Origin of the sequence: Pseudomonas sp. LjRoot277 (assembly GCF_964253845.1) — a bacterium.
Classification (GTDB): domain Bacteria; phylum Pseudomonadota; class Gammaproteobacteria; order Pseudomonadales; family Pseudomonadaceae; genus Aquipseudomonas.
Map to the genome: position 1 here is coordinate 4,097,621 of NZ_CAXURI020000001.1, position 22,075 is coordinate 4,119,695.

Sequence of the window (22,075 nt, forward strand, 5' to 3'; positions counted from 1 at the left end):
CTCACACACCGCAGATCACGTTGACCGCACTGCGGGCAAGCTCGGTCAATTCAGCGCGGGATTTGCCCGCCCGTGCACGTATGGAAATGCTATGCAGCAGGGATGACGTGAGTACCGCAAGAGCTGCCGGGTCAACATCGCCTTTCAATTCGCCGGAACTGATGGCCGTTCGCAGACGCGTTTCGAGATCGGCATCGAGCCTGCTGAGCCGGTCCGAAAGCACGTCTCGTATTTCAGAATCTTCGACGGCTTCGGTCGTCGCCGTGCCGATTGCAAAACAACCGCGCGGTTGGCCGTCACCCGAGAAGTAGATCGACAACTGCCCCTCATAAAACCGCATCAATGCCTGGCTCAAGGTCAGTTCGTTGTCCGTCAGCGCCTCCTGCATGGCGGCAGCGGCAAACTCCCAATACTGCTCAAGCGCTTTGATATAGAGCGCGTGCTTGTCGCCGAATGCCGCATAGAGGCTTGGGCGATTCATGCCGGCGGCCGTGGCGATGCTGTCCAGAGAAGCGCCGGAATATCCGGTGCTCCAAAAAACATCAAGTGCCTGCAAAAGCGCTGTCTGCGGGTCATACGCGCGTGGACGGCCGCGGCCTTTCGCCTCTGTAATCTTTTTTTGTGCCATGTCGTACAAAATCCTTGAATGAAGATGGGCTCGGGGGATATTCTTACACCATCGCACAAAATTAAGGAACCAGAAATTCCTTGGCTTTGAGGTTTGTTGTAGCGGAGCTCGAACTGGGTATTGCGGCGACGAAACAGAGGCGGCGGAGCGATCCTCCTGACCGCACACGGTATGGCTGTTTTTGTGGGTGTTAGCCCGACTTCCCGGTTAATAGGTGCATTCGATCATGACCAAACAGTTCGACATCCCAGCTACACAGACCTTCGAGCATCCAGGGCCGAACCCGTCTGACTTGCCCATCAAAAAGCCGTTAAAAGAGAAATTACGGCCAGTGCTGATGGTGGGTTTTCCTCTCCTTTTCGCCGCGGTTGGTTACGCCCACTATGTAGCGGGCGAGCCCTTTGTTTCGACCGATAACGCTTACGCCCGAGTGGCGAAGGCATCGATCAATGCGCGCATTTCCGGGCAAGTTGTCGAGATCGCAGTCGAGGACAATCAGCCTGTCCACAAGGGCCAGATTCTGTTTCGGATCGACCCGAAACCACTCCAGATCGCCGTTGACCGTGCACAAGCACAACTGAGCGTCGCGCGACTTCGTATTGATGGCCTCAAGGCCAGCTACCGCCAGCAGCAGGCTGAAATGCAATCGGCCAAAGAGTCGGCCGATTTCGACCAGCGGGAGTTTGCCCGCAAGAAGGCGCTGGTCGCTACCGAGTTCGTCTCGCGCGCCATTTACGAGCGCGCCGACACCGACCTTAAAGTTGCCCGACAACGAATCGCGTCGGTCGAACAACAGATCGCCAGTACGGTCGTTGCCTTGAACGGTAATCCGAACATCGAAGCCGATAGTCACCCATCGGTTCGCGAGGCCAAGGCTCAGCTCGACGAGGCGCAGCTGTATCTCTCGTACGCGACGGTGTATGCGCCGGACGATGGCATCGTGGCCAAGGTCGACGATTTACAGGTCGGCAACTACGTCAACAACGGTGCGCCAGCCTTTGCGCTGCTGTCCGATCGCGAGATCTGGGTAGAGGCCAACTTCCGCGAAACCGACGTGACCCACATGCGTCGAGGCCAGGAAGCGACCATCAGTATCGATACGTATCCTGATCGCATCTTCAAAGCCCACGTGACCAGCATGAGTCCGGGTGCTGGATCGGACTTCGCATTGCTGCCGCCGGAAAACGCGACCGGCAACTGGGTCAAGGTTGTCCAGCGGGTGCCGGTCCGACTCGAACTCGATGAGATGGACCCTGCCCTGCCCCTTTTCTCGGGCACCAGCGCCACGGTCAAGGTCGATACCGGGTATCGCACGCCTTGGTGGCATCCGCTCAAGGCGCTTTTGACCGCGGGTAACTTCTGATGAACGCCAAACTTGCAGGACCTCAAGGTGCGGGGGCATTAAGGTTCGCCGCGCTGCTCGCCACCTATATGCAGTCGGCGAACCTGCCGCTTCCGAATGCGGTACTCAGGTTGATTCAGGGCAGCCTGTCGATGACCGACGACCAGGCTGGCTGGATATTCACCTCGTACCTGGCTGCCAGCGCCATCACTATGCCGATTGCGCAGTGGCTCGCCGGGCGCTATGGCTTGAAGCGGGTTTATCAAGCCGCGCTGGCCTTCTTCGTCCTGGGCTTGCTGCTCGCTACGCAGGCAACGACGCCGCTGGAATTCGTTGGCGCGCGCATTGTTCAAGGCCTGGCGAGCGGCGTGTTGGCACCACTGTCGATGGCGATTGCGCTGGAGACATTGCCACTCGAGAAGCGTGCGAAATTTGGCGCGACGTGGACGGCCATCGTGCTGTTCGGCATCGTCAGCGGCCCGAGCATCGGCGGTTGGCTCGGCGAACATTTCGGATGGCGCCCGATCTTCTACATCAGCCTTCCGCTGTCGGCGTTTATCTTCCTGGTGATGGCGCTATTGCTTGCCGAGAAAAAGGCCGAGAAACGTCCGTCGTTCGACTTCTTTGGCTTCGGCAGCTTCACGCTGGGTTTGATCAGCCTGCAGATGTTGCTCGACCGTGGTGAACGCCTGGACTGGTTTTCCTCGACCGAGATCTGGCTGGAAGCAATCGGCTGTGCACTGGGGCTCTACCTGTTCGCTGTGCATGTGCTGACCGCGAAGGTGCATTTCCTCAACAAGCGTTTGTTCAAAGACCGCAACTTCGTGCTGTCGACGGTCATCTTTTTCGCCGTGGGTTTCGTGCTGTTGTCGACCATGGCGCTGACCTCACCGATGCTCGACGAGATTCTCGGCTACCCGCCTGACACCACGGGTTCCCTGACGATTCCGCGCGGGATCGGGCTGGTCGGTGCGTTCCTGTTGATGGGCCGTGTGCCCGAGCGTTTCGACCGCCGATTGTTCGTGGCGGCAGGCGTCGCCGTGGTGATTTATGCCAACTGGCTGATGCTCGGCTATTCGCCGCTGATGGACTGGTCGCCCGTGGCGGTGGCGGGTGCGATCCAGGGGGTTGGCATCGGCGTCTTGATGCCGTCGCTGACCAAGGTCGCGTTCAGCACGCTCGACCCGACGTTACGCCCCGAAGGCACCGGTCTGTTCAATCTGTCACGCGTGTACGGCAGCACCCTCGGCGTTGCGATTGTGCAGTTGTTTTTCTTCAACAACACGCAGGCGATGCACTTGGCGCTGGTCAGCAACCTGACGCCCTATCGCGCCGCTGCGCATTCCGCGCCGACGTCCCTGCAAGCACTGGCGGGGCTCAACGAAATGATCACCGGCCAGGCAGCATTTATCGCGGTGATCGACCAGTTCAGGATTTTGATGTTCGCGATGCTGGTGGTCAGCCCACTGGTTGTCTTTCTTCGCAAGCCCGTTCCGACCAACTAGTTTTCGTGGAGTTTGCCAAATGAAATCCCATGCGCGCTTCATCAACAGACAGATGTTAAAAACCACGTTCGGTGCGGTGTCGGCTCTTGCATTCCTGACTGCCTGCACCGTCGGCCCTGACTATCAAATGCCGCCACCGAGCCTGTCGCAGCACTACGACCAACAGGCCGAGCAGCGTCTTGGCCAAGGTGGCAACAAACCCGGTGAACAGCACATTGACCTGGGCAAGAAGGTCAACGGTGACTGGTGGTCTGCGTTTCGCTCGCCGAAGCTCGACAAGCTTGTACGTCGCGCCATTGACGGCAATCTTGAGCTCGTAGCGGCAGACGCGACGATCCGGCAAGCGGCTTCCTTCGTCGCTGCGGCGGAAGGAGCGCTGTATCCGCAGGTCGACTTTGGCGCCCAGGCTGGCCGCCAACGAGTGCACAACGCGAAAGAACCTTCCATCTCCAATTTCTATGCGATTGGGCCACGGGTTGGCTTCGACCTTGACGTTTTCGGTGGTAACAAGCGCCAGGTCGAACAACAGCAAGCGTTTACCGATCTGCAGAAGCATCGCTACGAAGCGGCGTACCTGACCCTGACGGGCGATGTCGCGAGCCAGGCGTTGTTGCTGGCCTCGGCCAACGCGCAGATGGCAGCCGTCGAGAAGTTGCTCGCCAATGACGCAAAGAACCTCGAACTGGTGCGCATGGCGCACGCCAATGGCAGCACCACGCAGATCGATGTTTCGCTGGCCGAAACGCGGCTCGCTCAGGACCGCACGCTGTTGCCGCCCCTCGCCCAGCAGCGCGATTCGGCACGTCATGCGCTTTCAATTTTGACGGGCAAAGGCCCGGCTGACTGGATCGCACCTGACTTCACGCTCGCCGAGTTTGCCTTGCCGGCAAACGTGCCGGTCAGTCTGCCTTCCGAAATGGCCCACGACCGGCCGGACGTACGGCAAGCAGAGGCAGAACTGCACATGGCCAGCGCCGCGGTTGGCGTGGCGACAGCCAACCTCTATCCGCATGTCGAACTGTCCGCATCACTTGCACAAGCGGCTTCAGGCAATGGCGGCGCCGCACTCTGGGGCTTCGCTGCCGGGCTCACGGCGCCCATCTTCAATGGCGGAACGTTCAAAGCTGAACGTCAGGCCGCCGTCGACGGTTACAAGGCTACCCTCGCCGGCTACCAGCAAACCGTCATTAATTCGTTTGGTCAGGTCGCCGACACGCTGCAGGCGATCAATCATGACGCCGAGGAAAACCTGGCGCAGGAGGACGCGTTGCGAGCGGCTGACACGAGTTTTCGGCTGAACCAACAAGCCTACGCGCAAGGCGAAAACAGCATTCTCCAGGTGCTGGAGGCGGAACGTGCTTATCAGCAAGCGTTGCTGGGTCAAATCAGAGTGAAGACCGCGCAGTACCTCGACACCGTGCGGCTGTACGTGGCACTCGGCGGTAATTCCGCCGGTGTGTTTGAGCAACGAGTGGCCAGTCGCGAAGACCAGAAACCGTCCTATCAGTAGCGCCAGACATTGGAGTAAAAGATATGCCATACGAATCATTTCACGATGCACTTCGCGATACCCGATTCCCTCTGATACACGGGTCGGGTGAGATGCCGGCCGTTGGCTTTGGCACGCTATTCAGGGATCTCAACGTCACAACACAAGCGGTCAAGGCCGCACTGGAAGCAGGCTTTCGCCATTTCGATTGCGCAGAACGTTATCGAAATGAAGAGCGGGTCGGCGTTGCCCTACAGGAAGTGATTGAGGCGGGTAAGGTTCGGCGCGAGGACGTGTTCATTACCACGAAACTGTGGAACACCAACCATCGTCCCGAGCGAGTCGAACCTGCTTTTGAGGCGAGTTGCCGACGGCTACAAGTTGATTACATCGATTGCTATCTGATCCATACGCCCTTCGCCTTTCAACCCGGTGATGATCAGGACCCGAGAGACGAGCACGGTCGAGTCATCTACGATTCAGGCGTGACGTTGATAGAGACCTGGCGGGCACTTGAGCGCCTGGTGGATGAAGGACGCTGCAAGTCCATCGGCTTGTCTGATATCACGCTGGAGCGGTTACAAGAGATTGTGGCAGTGGCCCGGATAAAACCCGCCGTCGTGCAGGTTGAATCCCACCCTTATCTGCCTGAATGGGAACTGCTTGAGTATTGTCAGCAGCACGGAATTATTGTCCTTGCGTTTGCGCCACTCGGCCATGGCATGGAGCCGAACGTACTCGAAGACTCGGTGATTACAGGGATCGCCAAGCGCATACAGAAGACCCCGGCTCAAGTGGCATTGGCCTGGTCGGTACAGCGGGGAGTCGCTTTCCTGACCACGTCTGCGACGCCGAGCCATATTCAGGAAAACATTGATATTTCTACCCTGCCGCACAGGGCCATGCGTGAAATTCAGGACGATATTACGACTAGAGTGCGATTCAACTCAGTCGTGGAAACGGGTGTACCTGGATTTATTCCGCAGAAAAAGTAATACACCACGAGGGGGCGGTCTTTTTGCAGGGCCGCCCTCTTCATCCATACCCCTTGAGGTGGAAACGATGGACGTTTTCCAAACCATGCGTTTTTTTGTGGCGGTCGCTCAAAGCGGCAGCTTTACCGCGGCGGCTGAGGTGTTGGACACCACAACAACCAACGTTTCCAAAGCGGTCTCCAGCCTGGAGGCCAGGCTTCAAACTCGCCTGATTAACCGGACAACCCGACGCCTGGCGCTGACCGAAGCCGGTCTGCGCTATTTGCAACGCTGCGAGAAAATTCTGGAAGAATTGCGAGAAGCAGATGAGGAAGCCGGCACTGCTCACACCCTGCCCGTTGGCCGACTGAAAATTCACGCGATGTCAGCCATTGGCAATCATTACGTGATCGATGCCATCGCCCGCTATAGAGAGACTCATCCCTCGGTGATGTTTGATTTGACCCTGACCAACCGGCTCCCTGACTTGCTGGAAGAAGGCTATGACATGTCGATTGTCTTAGCGCGGGATTTACCCGATTCAGGGTTTGTCGCTCAGCGGCTCGGCATGACCTACAGCATCCTCTGCGCCTCGCCTGCGTACCTGAAGAAACGCGGACACCCGGAGTCCCCGAGTGCTCTTGGCTCACATGATTGCTTGAGAATTGTTAATACCGTCATGCCGGCTGAAAACTGGGCATTTGAGGGACCAGAAGGCATGGAAACCGTCAACATCCCGCTGTCTCCCCTGCACATCAACACCGCCGATGGCATGACCATCGCGATTACAAACGGGATGGGCATCGGCATTCAGCCGATTGCTTCGGCAGTCGATGGACTCAGGGCGGGCACGTTAGTGCGGGTATTACCCGACTATCATCTTGAAGCGTTGAATTTATTTGCAATCTACCCATCACGAAAATTCGTGGATGCAAAGATCAGGACATGGGTGGAGTTTCTTAAAAGTTACATTCCAGGCTTGTTGGCATCCGATGAAAAAATCACAGGCTCACCCAGGAAACGATAACAAGCTTTTAAATCACGAGTGCGGCAGGCATGGAGTGTCGACCCTCCATCTTCCACGCACGACTCAACCATTTGAACAGCCAGTTCCCATGACTTGATACTGCAGGATATGCCGTTGACCGTGAGAGTCTTCATACGTCATTTGCGCCGGGACTGGCCCGCACTGGTCAGGAATATCAGTCACCGTAATGACTTTCTGGATATCCAGTTTCGTGTCGTAAGTGTACGTTTCAACAGGCAACTTGCTGTCCGCGGCAGTTGAATGGCTTTCGCCCGCAAATGCCTGTGAACCTAAAACGCCGAGCGCAAGAAACATCGCCAGTTTTGAGATTTTCATCGTATTCACCCTATCGTCAAAAGTTAACCTCGTGAGCGGGTTGATATTGACTCTATTGGCTCACTCGGTAGAGACGATGCTAGGTGTTTACCTCGCCCTCAAACAGCAGCCCACTGGACAAACACTGTTGCCGGATTCCGCATGAATGGAGAATTTCGAACAGGCAACGCCAGGCAGACGATTAATGAGCTATACCCGCTAATCTCTCATTGCAGTTCTTCAGCACAGGAGGTTGGCATGAAACGCAGTAACTCACTTGCAGCTCTTATGGTCACCGCAAGCCTTTTCGGCTGCACCACTTCATCAAACCATGGCGTGAGCGTTCCTTTGGTTGCCACCCGGCAGAACACCGGTCAGATCGGCAATGTAACGTTGGCCGACTGGGGCAAAGAAACCGGGTTCAGTTTCTTCATCAGTGGTGCTCCAAGCGGAGCGTCTCTGCCTTTGCGCCTCTTCACCTTCATCAATAAAGGCAGCTGCCAGCAACCCGGGCCAGTCGCTTACGCCATGAATGATCGTGTCACCACCGAACCCCAGGCTATACGCGGCTGGGCTTTCTCAAGAAGCGCACCGGTCGCACTGCCGGTCCTGCTTTCCGGTGAGTACTCCATCGTCGTTCGAAGTGCACCGGACAGTGGCAACATCGATATTTTTTGCGGAGATATCAGGCAGAAAGACCCGGGGAAATAGCCTCGGTTTACATAATCGCTGGTCAGATCATCCCCAAGTGGTTTCTGGAAGCTTGGCGATCACCTTGATCTCGAACTGGTAACCATAGAGCCACGTGACGCCCACGCCGGTCAGCGTCGGGTGCGGCGCGTTACCCCAGAACTCTGGCACAACCTTCCAGATCGTCTCGAACTTTGATTCGGGATCGACGATGAAAACGGTGACGTCAATCACATCGTCGAAGGTGCAACCGGCAGCGACCAGGATTGCATTCAGATTGTTGAACGCGAGTCGGACCTGGGCCTCCAGTTCGGGTTCGGGCGAGCCGTCTTCGTGACTGCCGACTTGCCCCGACACGAATAAAAAACCATTGGACTTGATAGCCGGCGAATAGCGATTGCGCTCATAAAGCGCCTGGCGTCCAGGCGGAAAAACAACATCACGCTGCGTCATAAGTGCCTCCATCAATGGGTCAAAGCCGACCCGAAACTAATGATGGAGAGACTGTAAGGACTTGTGTCTGGGCGATAAACAAGCAACCTTGGCTATCACTGTTTGTGAAATCCAAACAATCTGATCGATAGCGGGGGCAGAAATGGATCGTTTTGATGCGATGCAGGCATTTGCTCGAGTGGTGGAAGCGGGCAGCTTCACCAAGGCGGCCGAAACACTGCATATGAGCAAGACCACCGTGACACAACTGGTGCAGCAGCTGGAGGCTCGGTTGCGCGTTAAATTGCTTAACCGCACGACTCGCAAAGTCAACGTCACTGCCGATGGTGCCGTCTATTACGAGCGAGTGCTACGGCTGCTGGCTGACATGGACGACGCCGAGACTAGCTTGTCCAGCGCCTCGGCGCTGCCCAGGGGCCGGTTGCGAGTGGATGTTCCGAGCCCGCTGGCCAGCATGATTCTCGTACCCGCATTGCCTGCGTTTTACGTGCGATACCCAGACATTCAGATCGACATGGGCGTAAGCGATCGTATCGTGGATATGATCGATGAGAACGTCGATTGCGTGGTGCGCGGCGGCGAGCTAACGGATCAGTCGTTAATAGCCCGGCGGGTAGGCGAACTGCAGCTTGGCGTTTTTGCAGCGCCGAGCTACCTGGCACGCGTCGGTATGCCCGCGCATCCGCGGGAGCTGGAAGATTCGCATCATCGTATCGTCGGCTTCTTGTGGGCGCGCACCGGCAAAGCCGTGCCCTATGCCATGCGCAACCCCGTTGAGAGTGTCCAGATCAAAGGTCGCTACGCGCTGGCAGTCGACGATGGCAATGCCTACCTCGCGGCCGGCCTTGCCGGACTGGGTGTTCTTTGGCTGCCAAAGTACATGTCCAAGACCTTCGAAGCGCGCGGCGAGTTAGTGCCCCTGTTCGAGAACTGGAGCCTCGATCCGATGCCCATCTACGTGGCATTTCCCCCGAACCGGCATATCAACATCAAGTTGCGCGTGTTCATCGATTGGGTCGCTGAGCTGATGGCACAACTTGCGCCTGTCAGCGACCGACATGATTCGTGACTACCGCTTTGCGGGGCTCGCTTATGATCAAGGCGACCGGTGCCCTGTCTTCCAGCGAACTCATTCACGTCTCAATCACATCATCCGCCCAACTAATGGCCGCAACGACGGTCGGGAAACCGATGGTGCTGGTCAGTGAGATCAGCGTGTGACGGATCTGCTCTGGCGTGGCGCCCGCCGCCAGTGCCCGTCGGGTATGACTGTGCACTGCGCCCTCAGAACGGATGGCCGCCGCAGCACTGAGCTGGATCAGCTGGACAACGATCTCTTCCAGTGGACCGGTATGACGCACCGCCGTACCCAAGGCTTCCACGGCGGTCATGTAATCCGGGTACTGCTGTTCGAGACGTTGGTAGGTGTTGTGCTCTCTCTTCTTTGCCATGTTTGTTTCCTCGCGTTGGAGGGCGATCAATTCGCGCCTTTGCGCCTTAGTCATCAGGCTGCGATTTCCGAAACTTGCACACTGCAACAGTAGGCTACGCTTACAGCAGCTTATTGCACACGATGCTCGCGTCTGCAGGTTTTGGTTTGTTCTGGAGAGCGTCTGCAACAGCTATTTCAGACAGGCCCAAACAATTCACGCAGGACTACGTGATGACCGAGCCCTTCCTCAGTTTTGATCAACTCAAGCGTGCCGCCGCCTCTGGCGAGATCGATACCGTTCTTGTTTGCATGGTCGACATGCAAGGCCGACTGGTCGGCAAGCGATTCCAGGTCGAGTTTTTCATCGACAGCGGCCATGAAGAAACCCATTGCTGCAATTACCTGCTGGCCGACGACATCGACATGGAACCGGTGCCGGGTTACGCCGCGGCCAGCTGGAGCAAAGGCTATGGCGACTTTGTGCTCAAACCCGACATGACCACGTTGCGGCGGGTGCCCTGGCTTGAGTGCACGGCGCTGGTGCTCTGCGATGTACTCGATCATCACCATCGGCGCGATCTGCCGCACAGCCCGCGGGCGATCCTGAAAAAGCAGGTCGAGCGACTGCGCGAGCGCGGCTACACCGGCATGTTCGCCTCGGAACTGGAGTTTTATCTGTTCGACGAGACCTACGAGGCGATCCACGAGCGCAACTACCACAAGCCGAAAACGGCCGGTCACTACATCGAGGACTACAACATCCTGCAGACCACCCGCGAAGAGCCGGTGCTGCGGGCGATTCGCAAACATCTGCAGGCCAGCGGCATTCCCGTGGAAAACTCCAAGGGTGAATGGGGCCCAGGCCAGGAAGAGATCAACATCCGTTATGCCGATGCGCTGACCATGGCCGACCACCACGTCATCATCAAGCACGCCTGCAAAGAGATCGCGCAACTGCAGGGCAAGGCGATCACGTTCATGGCCAAGTGGCGCTATGACGCCGCCGGTTCCAGCAGCCACATCCACAATTCGCTGTGGGACAAGAACGGTAAAAAGCCGCTGTTCTTCGACGCCAAGGCTGAGTTCGGCATGTCGAAACTGATGCGCTCCTGGGTGGCCGGGCAGCTTAAATATGCCAACGACATCACCTGTTTTCTCGCGCCCTATATCAATTCGTACAAGCGCTTTCAGGCCGGCACCTTTGCCCCGACCCGGGCGGTGTGGAGTCGGGATAATCGCACTGCGGGCTTTCGTTTGTGCGCAGAAGGCAGCAAATCCATCCGCATCGAATGTCGCATTGGCGGCGCCGACCTCAACCCTTATCTGGCCTTCGCCGCGTTGATCGCTGCGGGACTGGCCGGTATCGACGAGAAGCTCAGCCTCGCGCCGCCCTTCGAGGGCGATGCCTACGTCGACGAACACTTGCCTGAAGTCTCGAAGACCCTGCGCGAAGCCTGCGCCGCACTCCAGGGCTCGACCATGTTGCGCGAAGCGTTCGGCGATGAAGTGATCGACCACTACGTGCACACCGCCGAATGGGAGCAGAAAGAGTACGACCGGCGGATCACCGACTGGGAACTGCAGCGCGGGTTTGAGCGCTATTGAGACCGCCATCATGACTTCAACCATTCAACTCATCTCACCGGTCGATGGCCGGGTCTATGCCGAACGCCGCTGCGCCGATGCTGCGCAGATTGACCAGGCTCTGGCGGCGGCCGAAGCTGCCCAGATGCAATGGAAACGCCGGCCACTGAGCGAACGCGCCGCCTTCTGCAGCGCCGCGGTGGACGCGATGCTGGCCATGAAGGCCGACATCGTGCCGGAACTGGCCTGGCAAATGGGCCGCCCGGTGCGCTTTGGCGCTGGTGAACTGCGCGGTTTCGAAGAGCGTGCCCGGCATATGATCGCCATTGCACCTGAAGCGTTGGCAGCGCTTGAGCCCACGCCCGTCGCCGGTTTTCGACGCTGTATCAAACGCGAGCCGCTGGGTACGGTATTGGTCGTCGCGCCCTGGAATTACCCCTATCTAACGGCAGTGAATACGATCATTCCGGCACTGATGGCCGGCAACAGCGTCATCCTCAAACACGCCTCACAAACGCTGCTGGTGGGTGAACGGTTCGCCGAGGCGTTTCGCCGTGCCAACCTGCCCGAAGGGCTGTTCCAGAACCTGCTGCTCAGTCATGTTTATACCGGAGCGATCATTGCCTCTGGACGCGTGCAGCAGGTGAACTTCACCGGCTCGGTCGAAGCCGGAAAATCCATGGAACACGCGGCCGTCGGAAGTTTCCTCGGTGTAGGCCTGGAGCTCGGCGGCAAAGACCCGGCCTACGTCCGGGCAGATGCCAACCTCGAACACGCCGTGGAAAACCTGGTGGATGGCAGCTTCTTCAACTCCGGGCAGAGCTGTTGCGCCGTCGAGCGTATTTATGTCGATGAAAAAATTTACCCGGCGTTTGTCGAACGCTTCGTCGCACTGACCCGCCAATACGTGCTGGGCAACCCACTGGACGAAGCCACCACGCTCGGCCCGCTGGTCACACCGAACGCCGCTGATTTCGTTCGTGGTCAGATCGCCGACGCACTGACCCAGGGCGCTCGGGCGTTGATCGATCCAAAGGATTTTCCTGCCGACGCGCCGGGGAGCGCCTACCTCGCGCCGCAAGTATTAGTGGATGTCACCCATCAAATGTCGGTGATGCGCGAGGAAAGCTTTGGCCCGGTGGTCGGCATCATGCCGGTGGCCAGCGACGACGAAGCCATCGCGTTGATGAACGACAGTGAGTTCGGGCTCAGCGCGTCCATCTGGACGCAAGACCTTGCCGCCGCCGAACGCCTGGGCAATGAGATCGACACCGGCACCGTGTTCATGAACCGCTGCGACTACCTCGACCCGGCCCTGGCCTGGACCGGGGTGAAGAACAGCGGGCGCGGCGTCACGCTGTCGCGCCTGGGTTATGACAACCTGACCCGAGCGAAATCCTTCCATTTGCGCCACGAGATCTGAGCCATGAGCCTGACCGCGAACTGGAACTACCCCACAAGCATCCGCTTCGGTGTCGGCCGCATCGCCGAGCTCGCCGAGATCTGCCGCAGCCAAGGGATCCAGCGACCGTTGCTGGTCACCGACAGTGGCCTGGCACGAGCCCCGATCACCGCTGCAGCGCTGGACGCCTTGCGCGCCGCCGGCCTTGGCGTCGCGCTGTTCTGCGACCTTAAACCCAATCCGGTCGAAGCCAATCTGGCGGGCGGGCTCGACGCCTGGCGAGCCGGTAAACACGATGGCGTAGTCGCCTTCGGCGGCGGCAGTGGCCTGGACATGGGCAAGCTCATCGCCTTCATGAGCGGCCAGACCCGCCCGGTGTGGGATTTCGAAGACATCGGCGACTACTGGACCCGCGCCGACGAAGGCAGCATCGCCCCGATCATTGCGGTGCCGACCACGGCAGGTACCGGCTCCGAGGTGGGCCGTGCCGCGGTGATCATCGATGAGCGTACGCACACCAAACGCATCATCTTCCACCCGAAGATGATGCCGCGCGTGGTCATCAGCGACCCGGCGCTCACCGTCGGCATGCCGGCCAAGGTCACCGCGGGCACCGGCATGGATGCGTTTGCGCATTGTCTGGAATCGTATTGCGCCCCCGGTTTTCACCCCATGGCCGAAGGCATTGCGGTGGAAGGCATGCGCCTGGTCGCCAATGCCCTGGTGCGAGCCGTACACACACCCTCGGACCTGGAGGCGCGCGCGGAAATGCTTGCGGCTGCCGCGATGGGCGCTACCGCTTTCCAGAAAGGTCTGGGCGGGATGCACGCCCTCTCACATCCGGTGGGCGCCCTGTACGACACCCATCACGGCATGACCAACGCCACGTTCATGCCCTATGTCCTGAAGTTCAATCGCCCGGCCATCGAGGAACGCATCACCCGCCTCGCGGCTTATTTGCGTCTGCCCTCACCCGGCTTCGACAGTTTTCTGGCCTTCGTCCTCAAGTTGCGCAAGGACATCGGCGTGCCCCATACGCTGGTTGAGCTGGGAGTGGATGACCGGCAGGCCGACCTGATCGCGGACATGGCGATTGTCGACCCTTGCGCCGGCGGCAATCCGCTGCCATTGACCCGAAATGGCGCGGCAGAAATTTTCGAGGCGGCGTACCACGGCCGTCTGTAGAGCAGTTGTCTGTCCATGGCCAAGGTGCGAACGCGCAGCATGGGCGGGATTTATCCGCAAGAAACAGGAGCAGTACGACAAGGGGTTGAAGGCCAGCCCATCCGGCTACGTAAAACCCGGATGGATGCGTATCAAAACCTAAGGGGCACACAACATGAATCCAGCAAGCCAGCCCGGCACGAGCACGCCGCAAGACGATGACGTCAAGGTGCTGCACAACATGGGCTATGCCCAGCAGCTCTCGCGACGCATGGGCGTTTTCTCCAACTTTGCCATTTCCTTTTCGATCATCTGCATCCTCTCGGGTGGTATCAATTCACTCGCCCAGGGCACCTCGGGTGCAGGCGGTGCGTCAATCGGCATCGGCTGGCCGATCGGTTGCCTGATCTCCGGGGTTTTCGCCATGGCCATGGCGCAGATTTCCTCGGCCTACCCTACCGCTGGCGGCCTCTATCACTGGGGCTCGATTCTCGGTAACCGCTTCACCGGCTGGCTGACCGCGTGGTTCAACTTGCTCGGACTGGTCACCGTGCTCGGCGCGATCAACGTCGGCACCTATTACTTCTTTTTCGGCGCCTTCGGACCGGCGCTGGGAATGGAGGACACCACCACGACCCGGGTGATTTTCCTGGCGATCCTGACCGGCCTCCAGGCCTTGTGTAACCACCTGGGTATCGGTCTGACGGCGAAGCTCACCGACTTCTCGGGTTATCTGATCTTCGCCACGGCGCTCGCGCTGACCATCGTTTGCCTGATCTCTGCACCCAGCTATGAGTTCGCCCGGTTATGGACCTTCAGCAACTATTCCGGCGAGGCTGGCGGCAGCGTCTGGCCACAGGTGTCGAACGGCTGGATTTTCATGCTCGGCCTGCTGTTGCCGATCTATACCATCACCGGCTATGACGCTTCCGCACACACCTCCGAGGAGACCCGGAATGCGGCCATGTCGGTGCCACGCGGCATGGTCATGTCGGTGGTCTGGTCGTTGCTGTTCGGCTGGGTCATGCTCAGTTCGTTTGTGCTGATGCTGCCGAGCATGGACGAGGCGGCGAAGCATGGCTGGACCGTGTTTTTCTGGGCCATGGACACCCAGGTCAATCCGACTGTGAAGTTGGCGCTTTATGTGGCGATTTTCATCTCGCAGTTTCTTTGCGGGTTGGCGACCGTGACCTCGGTCTCACGAATGATCTTCGCGTTCTCCCGTGACGGCGGCCTGCCCTTCTCCAAAGCTCTGTCCTCGGTCTCTCCTACCCTTCGCAGCCCGGTGGCGGCGATCTGGACCGGTGCCACCCTCGCGGTGTTGTTCGTCTGGGGATCGTCGGTGATCTCGATCGGTGAAACGCCGGTCTATACCATCGTGGTGTCTTGCACGGTGATCTTCCTGTTCTTCTCCTTCGTCATTCCCATCATCCTGGGCCTGTTTACCTTCGGGACGTCGAAGTGGCCAACCATGGGGCCGTGGAACATGGGGCGCTTCTGGTACTCCGTGTTTGCCATCCTCTCGATCCTCTCGATGGTGATCATTTTCGTCATCGGCATCCAGCCACCGAACGATTGGGCGCTGTACATCACCATCGGCTTTCTGGTGCTGACGGCCATCGTCTGGTTCGGCTTTGAAGCCCGACGCTTCCAGGGTCCACCGATAGGCGACATGATCGTCAAGCGTCAGGCTGAAATTGCGGCGGCGGAAGAGGCGTTGAATAAACGGGCTGGAAGCTGATTGTCATAGCCAAAAAAATACGGACCTGTGGGAGCGAGCAAGCTCGCTTGTATGTTTAGACTTGAAGGGGTGAACGCCAAGCTCGAGACATGAGCGATGAGGATCGTTTGCGAATACGCCAGGAAAAGGCAGCCCCAATCATCAAAACGCTGCATGACTGGATGCTGGCCCAGCGCGATCTCGTGCCCAATGGATCAGCAACGGCCAAAGCTCTGGATTACAGCCTTAAACGCTGGGTAGCGTTGACGCGCTACTTGGAAGACGGGGCCGTGCCCATTGACAATAATCAAGTCGAGAACCAAATCCGACCATGGGCACTTGGGCGCTCAAACTGGTTGTTTGCCGGGTCGCTTCGCAGTGGCACCTCAGGGGGCACACAGCGCTCTCAGCCTTAGGGGCAGGTAGCCAGAGGCCAGCCGATGCGCGCTGCACGCAGGAGACTGGCCTTAACAACCAAACGGTGAAGTGGGGCAATGACGAAGATGTAGGCCCGGCCTAGACGGTTGTGGCACTCGACCACGGTTGAAAAAACGAGTTGGCGACTGCCTTCTGGCTCTACCTCTCCAGAACATAGGATCGATATCCGGAAGTCGAGGTGCTTGTCGTCCTCTCCCAACACGATTTCAGTCTGGTTCGTGCTGTAGACCTTGAAGATTCCAATCCGATTAGCAAGTGTTGCCAAGTGTTTGGCTGTCTTGAGACCAAAACAGGCAACAATAGTGTCTCGGACTTTCGTGAGCCATCCGATCCAGGATGGCTGGTGGGAAAAGATGAATCGAGCTAGCAAATCCGGATTGCCAGATGTGCCCGCAGGGAGCCGAATCGCAAAAGCGTCCGCCAGGTTCATCGACTTGTAAAGGTGGGTGATGCCGGACTTCGAGGGGACTGGCACGGACATAATGAGCTCAAATTCTCTGGGCATCGGGGATCTCTCCTGAGTTCTAACTACCAATTAGACGACATGCCATGTCGCGTTTCTTGTTGCGATGGTTTGTCGTGTAACGCTCCTTGTCGAATACTGAACCCGATCAAGGCATCATAGAGCTCTTGCTGCCCAGCTGGCAGAACAGGGAGCAACGTCGCACGGCGCTTGTCGACATCGAACCAGGATTCAACCAACCATCCCACCAGATAGAGCGCCGAAAGGCATCCGCCAGCGGTTGCAACGTTCCCCTGGCATACAAGAGGCTGGTCCACGGGCTCAAGTCCCAGAGCGTGCAAGCTCGATCGTGCATCCGGGTGTGTAGTTGCTTGGCCGCTGAGCAGTCCAAGCCGTTCGAGAATGAAAGTTCCGGCGCATATGGAGCCGATTCGCTGGCGTCTGGAGTCAAGTTCAAACGACGGCAGGAAATCTGGGGCGGCAAGTGCAGCGGGTATCCCTTCCTTGCCGCTGACGAACAATACCGCGTCGGCACTATTGGCCTCGGAAAGCGGACCGTGCACCGAAACAGGCAGGCCGTGCGCCGATCGCACGATAGAGCTAGAACCCAATATTCGGACGTGCCAGTCCTCAGTGTTGCGGCCTAAAATGTCCCACATCAGGAATAGGTCGATATCAGTGAATTGGTCGAAAGCAACCAGAACGATTTTCTTCAAGGCGAGCTCCATGAAAAGTGCTGGCGTGCAAAACGCAACGGCCATCTTTGCTGGTGTTCGCAGCGTATCAATCGGTTGCGCACCATACACAGTCTGTATGGCGCTAAATATGGAGCGAAATAACTGGTGAGAAAACTAACTCGTAACCATTGGATCGCGGCTGGTTTTGAGGCCCTCGACCAAATAGGGCATATTGGCGTTTCGGCCGAGAGTCTATCGCGCCGATTGAATGTGACCCGCGGATCGTTCTATCACCATTTCCGTAATCGCGAAGACTTTGTCCGCACCTTGCTGGCCGCTTGGGAAGAAGACTACACGGAGCGCATGCTCGCTTATGCGGCGCAGGGTCGTAGCGTGGGCGAAACCTTGAAACGCTACTTGAGTATTGCCGCTGAGAAACAACCTGGGCGGGAAGTTTCCATCCGAGCCTGGTCGCTGCACGATCCGTTGGTAGGCGAGTTTCAGCAGCGTGTTGACACAAGACGACTGGACTTCGCGATACGGACGTGCCGCCGCTTGGTCCGTATGCCAGGCGAAGCAGAAGTAATTGGTCAGGTGGCCCATCTGTGCCTGATTGGTGGTCAACAGGCAGGGCTGCGGCGTGATGCCGCTCGCTTCAACAGTTTCCTGCATCGAGCCTTTTCACTTTTCGAAGGGGCTCTTCCACCGTGGCGGGTCTAAGTCATGAGCTAAATTGGGTAACTGAATAAATAGAGTTCGCGTGCCACTGCAAATGTGGCAGGAGGCATGCAATGGAACTGAAATTCAGTCACGTCGATGTACTGGTCAAGAACCTCGAGGAAGCCTGTGCTTACTATGCGCAGATACTTAATGCCAGGATCTCCAAAACGCTCGTCTGGGAACGAGGTGGACTGCACGTACGCTACGCGATTGCGCTGATCGGCCAAGAGCGATTCATGCTGGTACAGCCGTTGGCGGGGAACCTGAAGGAGCTATTGGATTCCTCGGGCGAAGGGATGATTTATCGCCACTGCTACTCGACACCGGACATCGAGAAGGCCTATGACGAATTGATGGTCGCCGGTGTTCAGCCAGAAGATGAAAACGGAGAGCCATTGGCCCGCGCAAACCTGCAATCCCCGTCCGGGACACGCATCATCTGGTTGCCCAAGCGCTTCGGGCACTTCTCTATCGAGATCCTGGAAGAAAAGGCGCTGGAGGCATTTGTCGAGGCTGCGTTTGCCTGAGAGATGCGGCGGTGAATGTCTGCTTTGGGCTGTAGCGGGTGCTGCTGGTATCATCATTCAAGAACTGATAAGCCGAGCAGAAAACATGAATCGTCGTAAAAAAATACAGCAGTTATTAAAGGCTCACGCAAAAAAGGCCAGTGCCAAATTGGCACCGCCAAGCAAGTCTAAATACATTAGTAAAGCTGACCGATTGAAACTAGAGGCTGAACCCAGTCCAGACTCGATCATTTCCCCTGAGAGCTGATCTAAGCATCTTAAACACCACTGAAATTTACAAGTCTGTTTGGGCCAGGCATTCCGATGGCACGTACCGCGAGGACCCGGTCTGACAATGCACTCACTGTCGCTCTCTTCGGTTGCTGGACGCTGCGCGATAAAGCTGGGACCGTGCCGCGCGCCCTTAAACAAACGTTAGGCACTTATCCAACCTTACCGTACGGAGCATATAAGACATGTCAAACATCGTCGCATGGACCCTGTTCGCCCTGGGCGTCCTCCATATTCCATTCGGTATCATCAAGTTCAAAACAGCATTCGCCGCCGCTGTAGACTCTGGCTTCGTTGACCAATTCAAAGCGCACGAAGATCGGCGTACTGCCCTCTGGTTTACCATGCTGGGGCCGCTTTTTATGCTCGCAGGGCAGACAGCGATTCACGCCGTAGCCGTTGGCGATCTCGCGCTACTTAAAATGGTTGGCATCTATGTGCTTATGATCTCGATCATTTGCGTCATTGCGGTTCCAAAATCGGGGTTCTGGGCAATGCTGCTGGTTTCTCCGCTGATCATCGCGGCAGGGTATGGCTTGTACGCCTAAAAACGGTTCAAGTCGTTCGCTTCGCTCACTCGTCTCTTGCGAGGGCTTCAACGTCCGCTCGGAGTCGATTGCAGTCCATCGTAGCCGCTTCCACGACCTACTCACACCTCTTAGCGAGACTGAGCCTTATAGCAGTGGAAAGCGGATCGAGCATTGATACTGTCACCGACTCGTGTCATTGCATGATCTTGTTTAGAAACCAGAATCTTTGGAGGCATCGCATGCGCTCTTTATGCCCAATCAAACCTCCGTCCTTCTCGATGCCATTTCCAGTCCGTCTGCAAAACAGGCTCACGCGAACCTGTCTGCGATGGATCCTGTGCCTGAGCATTGTCGCCCCCGGCATGGCCGGTGCAGAGACACGACCCGAGAACATGGTTTATCTGCGTACGATTGATCCGGGCATCGAGCAAGACATTCGCTATGCCAGCGCTCACAACTTCACCGGGCACCCACTCGACGGTTACGCCGCGGCACAGTGTCTGTTATCGCTGGACGCCGCCAAGGCCCTCGCTCGGGTACAAACGGCATTGCGGGCGCAAGGTTACGGTTTGAAGGTGTTTGACTGTTATCGGCCCAGCCGTGCCGTTGCCGATATGGGGCGTTTTGCGTCGGAGGCGAGTGACCCGCGCAAGGCCGAGTTCTATCCGCGCGTGGACAAACAGGACTTCTGGCGTCTGGGTTACGTGGCCCGGGTGTCGAACCACTCCAAAGGCTCAACTGTGGACCTGACACTGACCGGTCCGGATGCCCTGCCCGCCGATACCTGGATGCCTTCAGCCGGGCAAGTCGATTGCACGGCCCCCTATGGCCAGCGTTGGCGCGACGGTGCGCTCGACATGGGCACCGGTTTCGATTGCTTCGATGAGCGTGCGCATACCGACAATCCGACGATCAGCGCTGCCGCCAGGGACAATCGCCAGAAGCTCAGCAGGGCCATGGAGAAAGAAGGGTTTACCGGGTACTCGAAGGAATGGTGGCACTTCACCTACAGCGGGGAAGGTTCGCCGAAGAACGTCATGGATTTCCCCATCACGCCGCTGGGTACACGCGACGCTCTCGACACCGCCAATCAGCTGATTGTGGTCACCACAAAAAACTGGACTGACATCCAGGGCACGGCCCAGCGCTATGAACGGCAGGGCAACACCTTTCGAAAATACGAAGGGTCGTTTCCGGTAGTGGTCGGCAAGAGCGGGCTCGCATGGGGCAAGGGCCTGAGCAGCGTTGAGCAACGCGAAGGTCCGGTCAAACGTGAAGGTGATGGCAAAGCACCTGCCGGGGTATTCAAACTGGGGACGGCTTTTGGCTACGACCGCACGGCCGAGACAAAACTGCCTTACCTGGCGCTGACCTCGACCATCGAATGCGTGGATGACAGCCACTCCGAGCGCTATAACGAGCTGGTCGACGGAGCGACTGTTTCGAAAGACTGGAACAGCTCCGAACGTATGCGCCGCGATGACGACACGTATCGAAAAGGCATTTTCATCGAGCACAATACGTCGGCGTCCCCCACCTCGGGCTCGTGCATTTTCTTCCACATCTGGCGCGGTCCCACCTCGCCGACGCTGGGTTGCACCGCCATGGATCAAGCGGATATTTCTCGTTTATTCAATTGGCTGGATCCTCGCCAGTCCCCTCTGCTGGTTCAAATGCCCGAGGCGGAATATGAGCAAATCCGCGAAAGCTGGAACCTTCCCGAACGTTGATACAACACCGTTACGCCGGCTGTTACTTCCTGATCTGCACCGGCGCCAATGCCCCTTCTGACTGTAACGCCAAGACACTTCGCCGCACTGCACGATCCGCCTACCGTAAAGCCGTCAATGTGCTTACAGGGTCGTGACACATCATCGGCACCGTCCGCCGGATTCGAAGCCCGCTGCCCATTGATTGTCCAACACTCAACCAAGGAAGAGGGAAACCATGAGTCAGTCAAACGCAGTCAGCAAACAAAGCCAGCAACTGCACAAAGACGTGCAAGAGGCTTTCAAGTCGTTCCAGAGCGTCGCCCCAACGGCCCTGAAAACCACCGACTACAGCAAGGTGCTGACGTCGACCCTGGCCGCCACCCAAAAGTCGGTCAAGATCCAGATCGCCTCCGCTGATCTGACCCAGCTCAAACAATCAGGCTACAAGCTGTGCTTTGCCAAGAAGGTCGGCAATGAAGCCTACAACGTGGTCTGGCAGTCTTACGTCCAGTACCTGAGCAACAGCACTTTCAGCTGGACGCCCCAGTATCAGTTGTTCGGCGCCAACACTTTCCAGGCCAACGTGCAGGTCGATGTATCGACCAACCTCGTCAATATCGGGCTGGGCCAACAGTCGATACTCGACAATGCCGGCCTGCTGGGTTCGGCGACGAGCGGTGGCCCCGACACCTCCATCACCCTGGTGAACAACTACGGTGCGATCCACCCCGGCATCAGCCAATTGTCCACAGGCATCGATGGCAAGCAGATCAGCACGCCCATCTACGTGGCCTCGGCACAAGTAGTCACCGGCCAGACCGTGCTAACCCCCGTCGAGACCATTCTGGTGTGGTTCGAACAGAACGTGCAGACCAGCACCATGTTCAGCACCTCGCGCTCGCAATCCGTCGAAATCGACCTGACCTTCGATAACAGTGCGACCCGCCTCTACTCTGGCGGTAGCTGGACTATCGTGTAACGCCAGCATCCAGGGGCAACCTCGCGTTGCCCCT

Annotated in this window: 23 protein-coding genes and 1 pseudogene; 18 read left to right on the forward strand and 6 right to left on the reverse strand. The window is 57.9% G+C overall.

Features of this window, described 5'->3' with window-relative positions; translation table 11 throughout:
• Position 1: 1 nt before the first annotated feature.
• Positions 2-628, reverse strand: coding sequence for a TetR/AcrR family transcriptional regulator (locus ACSQ87_RS19220; protein WP_223431463.1), 627 nt, complete (start codon positions 626-628; stop codon positions 2-4).
• A 226-nt stretch (positions 629-854) separates the two neighbouring features.
• On the opposite strand from ACSQ87_RS19220, the gene ACSQ87_RS19225 reads away from it, so the two are divergent.
• The 5 genes from ACSQ87_RS19225 to ACSQ87_RS19245 all read left to right on the forward strand — a co-directional run bounded on the left by ACSQ87_RS19225 (position 855) and on the right by ACSQ87_RS19245 (position 6,965).
• Positions 855-1,991: an HlyD family secretion protein gene (locus ACSQ87_RS19225; RefSeq protein ID WP_223431462.1), complete on the forward strand. Its 1,137-nt coding sequence runs from the start codon at positions 855-857 to the stop codon at positions 1,989-1,991.
• Positions 1,991-3,475 carry a DHA2 family efflux MFS transporter permease subunit gene (locus ACSQ87_RS19230; protein ID WP_436274113.1) on the forward strand — a complete coding sequence of 495 codons (1,485 nt, stop codon included), beginning with the start codon at positions 1,991-1,993 and terminating at the stop codon, positions 3,473-3,475. Before ACSQ87_RS19225 ends, ACSQ87_RS19230 begins: the two co-directional genes overlap by 1 nt.
• Before the next feature lie 19 nt (positions 3,476-3,494).
• A complete protein-coding gene (locus tag ACSQ87_RS19235) occupies positions 3,495-4,985 on the forward strand; it encodes an efflux transporter outer membrane subunit (RefSeq protein WP_436274114.1) in 1,491 nt (496 codons plus the stop codon).
• Between the two features lie 23 nt (positions 4,986-5,008).
• The gene (locus tag ACSQ87_RS19240) at positions 5,009-5,959 is read left to right on the forward strand and encodes an aldo/keto reductase (RefSeq protein ID WP_436274115.1); all 951 of its coding nucleotides are present in this window, start codon (positions 5,009-5,011) and stop codon (positions 5,957-5,959) included.
• Between the two features lie 67 nt (positions 5,960-6,026).
• Positions 6,027-6,965, forward strand: a complete 939-nt coding sequence (locus ACSQ87_RS19245) for a LysR family transcriptional regulator (RefSeq protein WP_436274116.1) — start codon at positions 6,027-6,029, stop codon at positions 6,963-6,965.
• A gap of 63 nt (positions 6,966-7,028) precedes the next feature.
• On the opposite strand, the gene ACSQ87_RS19250 is transcribed toward ACSQ87_RS19245, so the two are convergent.
• On the reverse strand, positions 7,029-7,301 hold the full coding sequence (locus ACSQ87_RS19250) for a DUF2790 domain-containing protein (protein WP_223431457.1): 273 nt from the start codon (positions 7,299-7,301) through the stop codon (positions 7,029-7,031).
• Between the two features lie 237 nt (positions 7,302-7,538).
• Between ACSQ87_RS19250 and ACSQ87_RS19255 the strand changes: the two genes are divergently transcribed.
• Positions 7,539-7,991: a hypothetical protein gene (locus ACSQ87_RS19255; protein ID WP_436274117.1), complete on the forward strand. Its 453-nt coding sequence runs from the start codon at positions 7,539-7,541 to the stop codon at positions 7,989-7,991.
• Positions 7,992-8,018: 27 nt separating this feature from the next.
• Here the strand turns inward: ACSQ87_RS19255 and ACSQ87_RS19260 are convergent, their stop codons facing one another.
• Entirely contained in the window at positions 8,019-8,423 is a 405-nt protein-coding gene (locus ACSQ87_RS19260) for a RidA family protein (protein ID WP_436274118.1), read from the reverse strand.
• Between the two features lie 142 nt (positions 8,424-8,565).
• On the opposite strand from ACSQ87_RS19260, the gene ACSQ87_RS19265 reads away from it, so the two are divergent.
• On the forward strand, positions 8,566-9,492 hold the full coding sequence (locus tag ACSQ87_RS19265; RefSeq protein ID WP_436274119.1) for a LysR substrate-binding domain-containing protein: 927 nt from the start codon (positions 8,566-8,568) through the stop codon (positions 9,490-9,492).
• A 64-nt stretch (positions 9,493-9,556) separates the two neighbouring features.
• Here ACSQ87_RS19265 and ACSQ87_RS19270 read toward each other — a convergent pair whose 3' ends face one another.
• Positions 9,557-9,874 carry a carboxymuconolactone decarboxylase family protein gene (locus ACSQ87_RS19270; protein ID WP_436274120.1) on the reverse strand — a complete coding sequence of 106 codons (318 nt, stop codon included), beginning with the start codon at positions 9,872-9,874 and terminating at the stop codon, positions 9,557-9,559.
• Positions 9,875-10,086: 212 nt separating this feature from the next.
• Between ACSQ87_RS19270 and ACSQ87_RS19275 the strand changes: the two genes are divergently transcribed.
• From ACSQ87_RS19275 to ACSQ87_RS19295, 5 genes and pseudogenes are all read left to right on the forward strand, one after another.
• Positions 10,087-11,460: a glutamine synthetase family protein gene (locus ACSQ87_RS19275; protein ID WP_436274121.1), complete on the forward strand. Its 1,374-nt coding sequence runs from the start codon at positions 10,087-10,089 to the stop codon at positions 11,458-11,460.
• 10 nt (positions 11,461-11,470) lie between these two features.
• Positions 11,471-12,862, forward strand: a complete 1,392-nt coding sequence (locus tag ACSQ87_RS19280; protein ID WP_436274122.1) for an aldehyde dehydrogenase family protein — start codon at positions 11,471-11,473, stop codon at positions 12,860-12,862.
• Positions 12,863-12,865: 3 nt separating this feature from the next.
• Complete coding sequence (locus ACSQ87_RS19285; RefSeq protein WP_046046824.1) at positions 12,866-14,026, forward strand: iron-containing alcohol dehydrogenase; 1,161 nt, start codon at positions 12,866-12,868, stop codon at positions 14,024-14,026.
• Positions 14,027-14,180: 154 nt separating this feature from the next.
• Complete coding sequence (locus ACSQ87_RS19290; protein WP_436274123.1) at positions 14,181-15,746, forward strand: amino acid permease; 1,566 nt, start codon at positions 14,181-14,183, stop codon at positions 15,744-15,746.
• Positions 15,747-15,817: 71 nt separating this feature from the next.
• Positions 15,818-16,108: pseudogene (locus ACSQ87_RS19295) on the forward strand (IS66 family transposase); the annotation flags it as partial.
• 29 nt (positions 16,109-16,137) lie between these two features.
• Here the strand turns inward: ACSQ87_RS19295 and ACSQ87_RS19300 are convergent.
• Both ACSQ87_RS19300 and ACSQ87_RS19305 read right to left on the reverse strand, forming a co-directional pair.
• Positions 16,138-16,668 (reverse strand): DUF2867 domain-containing protein, encoded by a 531-nt coding sequence (locus ACSQ87_RS19300; protein WP_436274124.1) that lies wholly within the window; start codon positions 16,666-16,668, stop codon positions 16,138-16,140.
• A 23-nt stretch (positions 16,669-16,691) separates the two neighbouring features.
• A complete protein-coding gene (locus ACSQ87_RS19305; RefSeq protein ID WP_436274125.1) occupies positions 16,692-17,342 on the reverse strand; it encodes a DJ-1/PfpI family protein in 651 nt (216 codons plus the stop codon).
• Positions 17,343-17,468: 126 nt separating this feature from the next.
• Here ACSQ87_RS19305 and ACSQ87_RS19310 point away from each other — a divergent pair, with 126 nt between their 5' ends.
• The 6 genes from ACSQ87_RS19310 to ACSQ87_RS19335 all read left to right on the forward strand — a co-directional run bounded on the left by ACSQ87_RS19310 (position 17,469) and on the right by ACSQ87_RS19335 (position 22,041).
• Positions 17,469-18,023 (forward strand): TetR/AcrR family transcriptional regulator, encoded by a 555-nt coding sequence (locus tag ACSQ87_RS19310; protein WP_436274126.1) that lies wholly within the window; start codon positions 17,469-17,471, stop codon positions 18,021-18,023.
• Between the two features lie 71 nt (positions 18,024-18,094).
• The gene (locus ACSQ87_RS19315; protein ID WP_223431439.1) at positions 18,095-18,550 is read left to right on the forward strand and encodes a VOC family protein; all 456 of its coding nucleotides are present in this window, start codon (positions 18,095-18,097) and stop codon (positions 18,548-18,550) included.
• Between the two features lie 85 nt (positions 18,551-18,635).
• On the forward strand, positions 18,636-18,797 hold the full coding sequence (locus ACSQ87_RS19320) for a DUF2986 domain-containing protein (RefSeq protein ID WP_223431438.1): 162 nt from the start codon (positions 18,636-18,638) through the stop codon (positions 18,795-18,797).
• 208 nt (positions 18,798-19,005) lie between these two features.
• Positions 19,006-19,368: a DUF6463 family protein gene (locus tag ACSQ87_RS19325; protein ID WP_436274127.1), complete on the forward strand. Its 363-nt coding sequence runs from the start codon at positions 19,006-19,008 to the stop codon at positions 19,366-19,368.
• Positions 19,369-19,742: 374 nt separating this feature from the next.
• Positions 19,743-21,080: a M15 family metallopeptidase gene (locus ACSQ87_RS19330; RefSeq protein ID WP_436274128.1), complete on the forward strand. Its 1,338-nt coding sequence runs from the start codon at positions 19,743-19,745 to the stop codon at positions 21,078-21,080.
• Between the two features lie 217 nt (positions 21,081-21,297).
• Entirely contained in the window at positions 21,298-22,041 is a 744-nt protein-coding gene (locus ACSQ87_RS19335) for a hypothetical protein (protein WP_436274129.1), read from the forward strand.
• The last annotated feature ends 34 nt before the right edge of the window (positions 22,042-22,075 follow it).

Coding starts and splice junctions, on each gene's coding strand:
- ACSQ87_RS19225 (WP_223431462.1), top strand. CDS start 855: ATGACCAAACAGTTCGACATCCCAGCTACACAGACCTTCGAGCATCCA.
- ACSQ87_RS19265 (WP_436274119.1), top strand. CDS start 8,566: ATGGATCGTTTTGATGCGATGCAGGCATTTGCTCGAGTGGTGGAAGCG.
- ACSQ87_RS19320 (WP_223431438.1), top strand. CDS start 18,636: ATGAATCGTCGTAAAAAAATACAGCAGTTATTAAAGGCTCACGCAAAA.
- ACSQ87_RS19230 (WP_436274113.1), top strand. CDS start 1,991: ATGAACGCCAAACTTGCAGGACCTCAAGGTGCGGGGGCATTAAGGTTC.
- ACSQ87_RS19240 (WP_436274115.1), top strand. CDS start 5,009: ATGCCATACGAATCATTTCACGATGCACTTCGCGATACCCGATTCCCT.
- ACSQ87_RS19220 (WP_223431463.1), bottom strand. CDS start 628: ATGGCACAAAAAAAGATTACAGAGGCGAAAGGCCGCGGCCGTCCACGC.
- ACSQ87_RS19245 (WP_436274116.1), top strand. CDS start 6,027: ATGGACGTTTTCCAAACCATGCGTTTTTTTGTGGCGGTCGCTCAAAGC.
- ACSQ87_RS19290 (WP_436274123.1), top strand. CDS start 14,181: ATGAATCCAGCAAGCCAGCCCGGCACGAGCACGCCGCAAGACGATGAC.
- ACSQ87_RS19235 (WP_436274114.1), top strand. CDS start 3,495: ATGAAATCCCATGCGCGCTTCATCAACAGACAGATGTTAAAAACCACG.
- ACSQ87_RS19280 (WP_436274122.1), top strand. CDS start 11,471: ATGACTTCAACCATTCAACTCATCTCACCGGTCGATGGCCGGGTCTAT.
- ACSQ87_RS19260 (WP_436274118.1), bottom strand. CDS start 8,423: ATGACGCAGCGTGATGTTGTTTTTCCGCCTGGACGCCAGGCGCTTTAT.
- ACSQ87_RS19255 (WP_436274117.1), top strand. CDS start 7,539: ATGAAACGCAGTAACTCACTTGCAGCTCTTATGGTCACCGCAAGCCTT.
- ACSQ87_RS19250 (WP_223431457.1), bottom strand. CDS start 7,301: ATGAAAATCTCAAAACTGGCGATGTTTCTTGCGCTCGGCGTTTTAGGT.
- ACSQ87_RS19315 (WP_223431439.1), top strand. CDS start 18,095: ATGGAACTGAAATTCAGTCACGTCGATGTACTGGTCAAGAACCTCGAG.
- ACSQ87_RS19275 (WP_436274121.1), top strand. CDS start 10,087: ATGACCGAGCCCTTCCTCAGTTTTGATCAACTCAAGCGTGCCGCCGCC.
- ACSQ87_RS19285 (WP_046046824.1), top strand. CDS start 12,866: ATGAGCCTGACCGCGAACTGGAACTACCCCACAAGCATCCGCTTCGGT.
- ACSQ87_RS19325 (WP_436274127.1), top strand. CDS start 19,006: ATGTCAAACATCGTCGCATGGACCCTGTTCGCCCTGGGCGTCCTCCAT.
- ACSQ87_RS19300 (WP_436274124.1), bottom strand. CDS start 16,668: ATGCCCAGAGAATTTGAGCTCATTATGTCCGTGCCAGTCCCCTCGAAG.
- ACSQ87_RS19330 (WP_436274128.1), top strand. CDS start 19,743: ATGGTTTATCTGCGTACGATTGATCCGGGCATCGAGCAAGACATTCGC.
- ACSQ87_RS19270 (WP_436274120.1), bottom strand. CDS start 9,874: ATGGCAAAGAAGAGAGAGCACAACACCTACCAACGTCTCGAACAGCAG.
- ACSQ87_RS19335 (WP_436274129.1), top strand. CDS start 21,298: ATGAGTCAGTCAAACGCAGTCAGCAAACAAAGCCAGCAACTGCACAAA.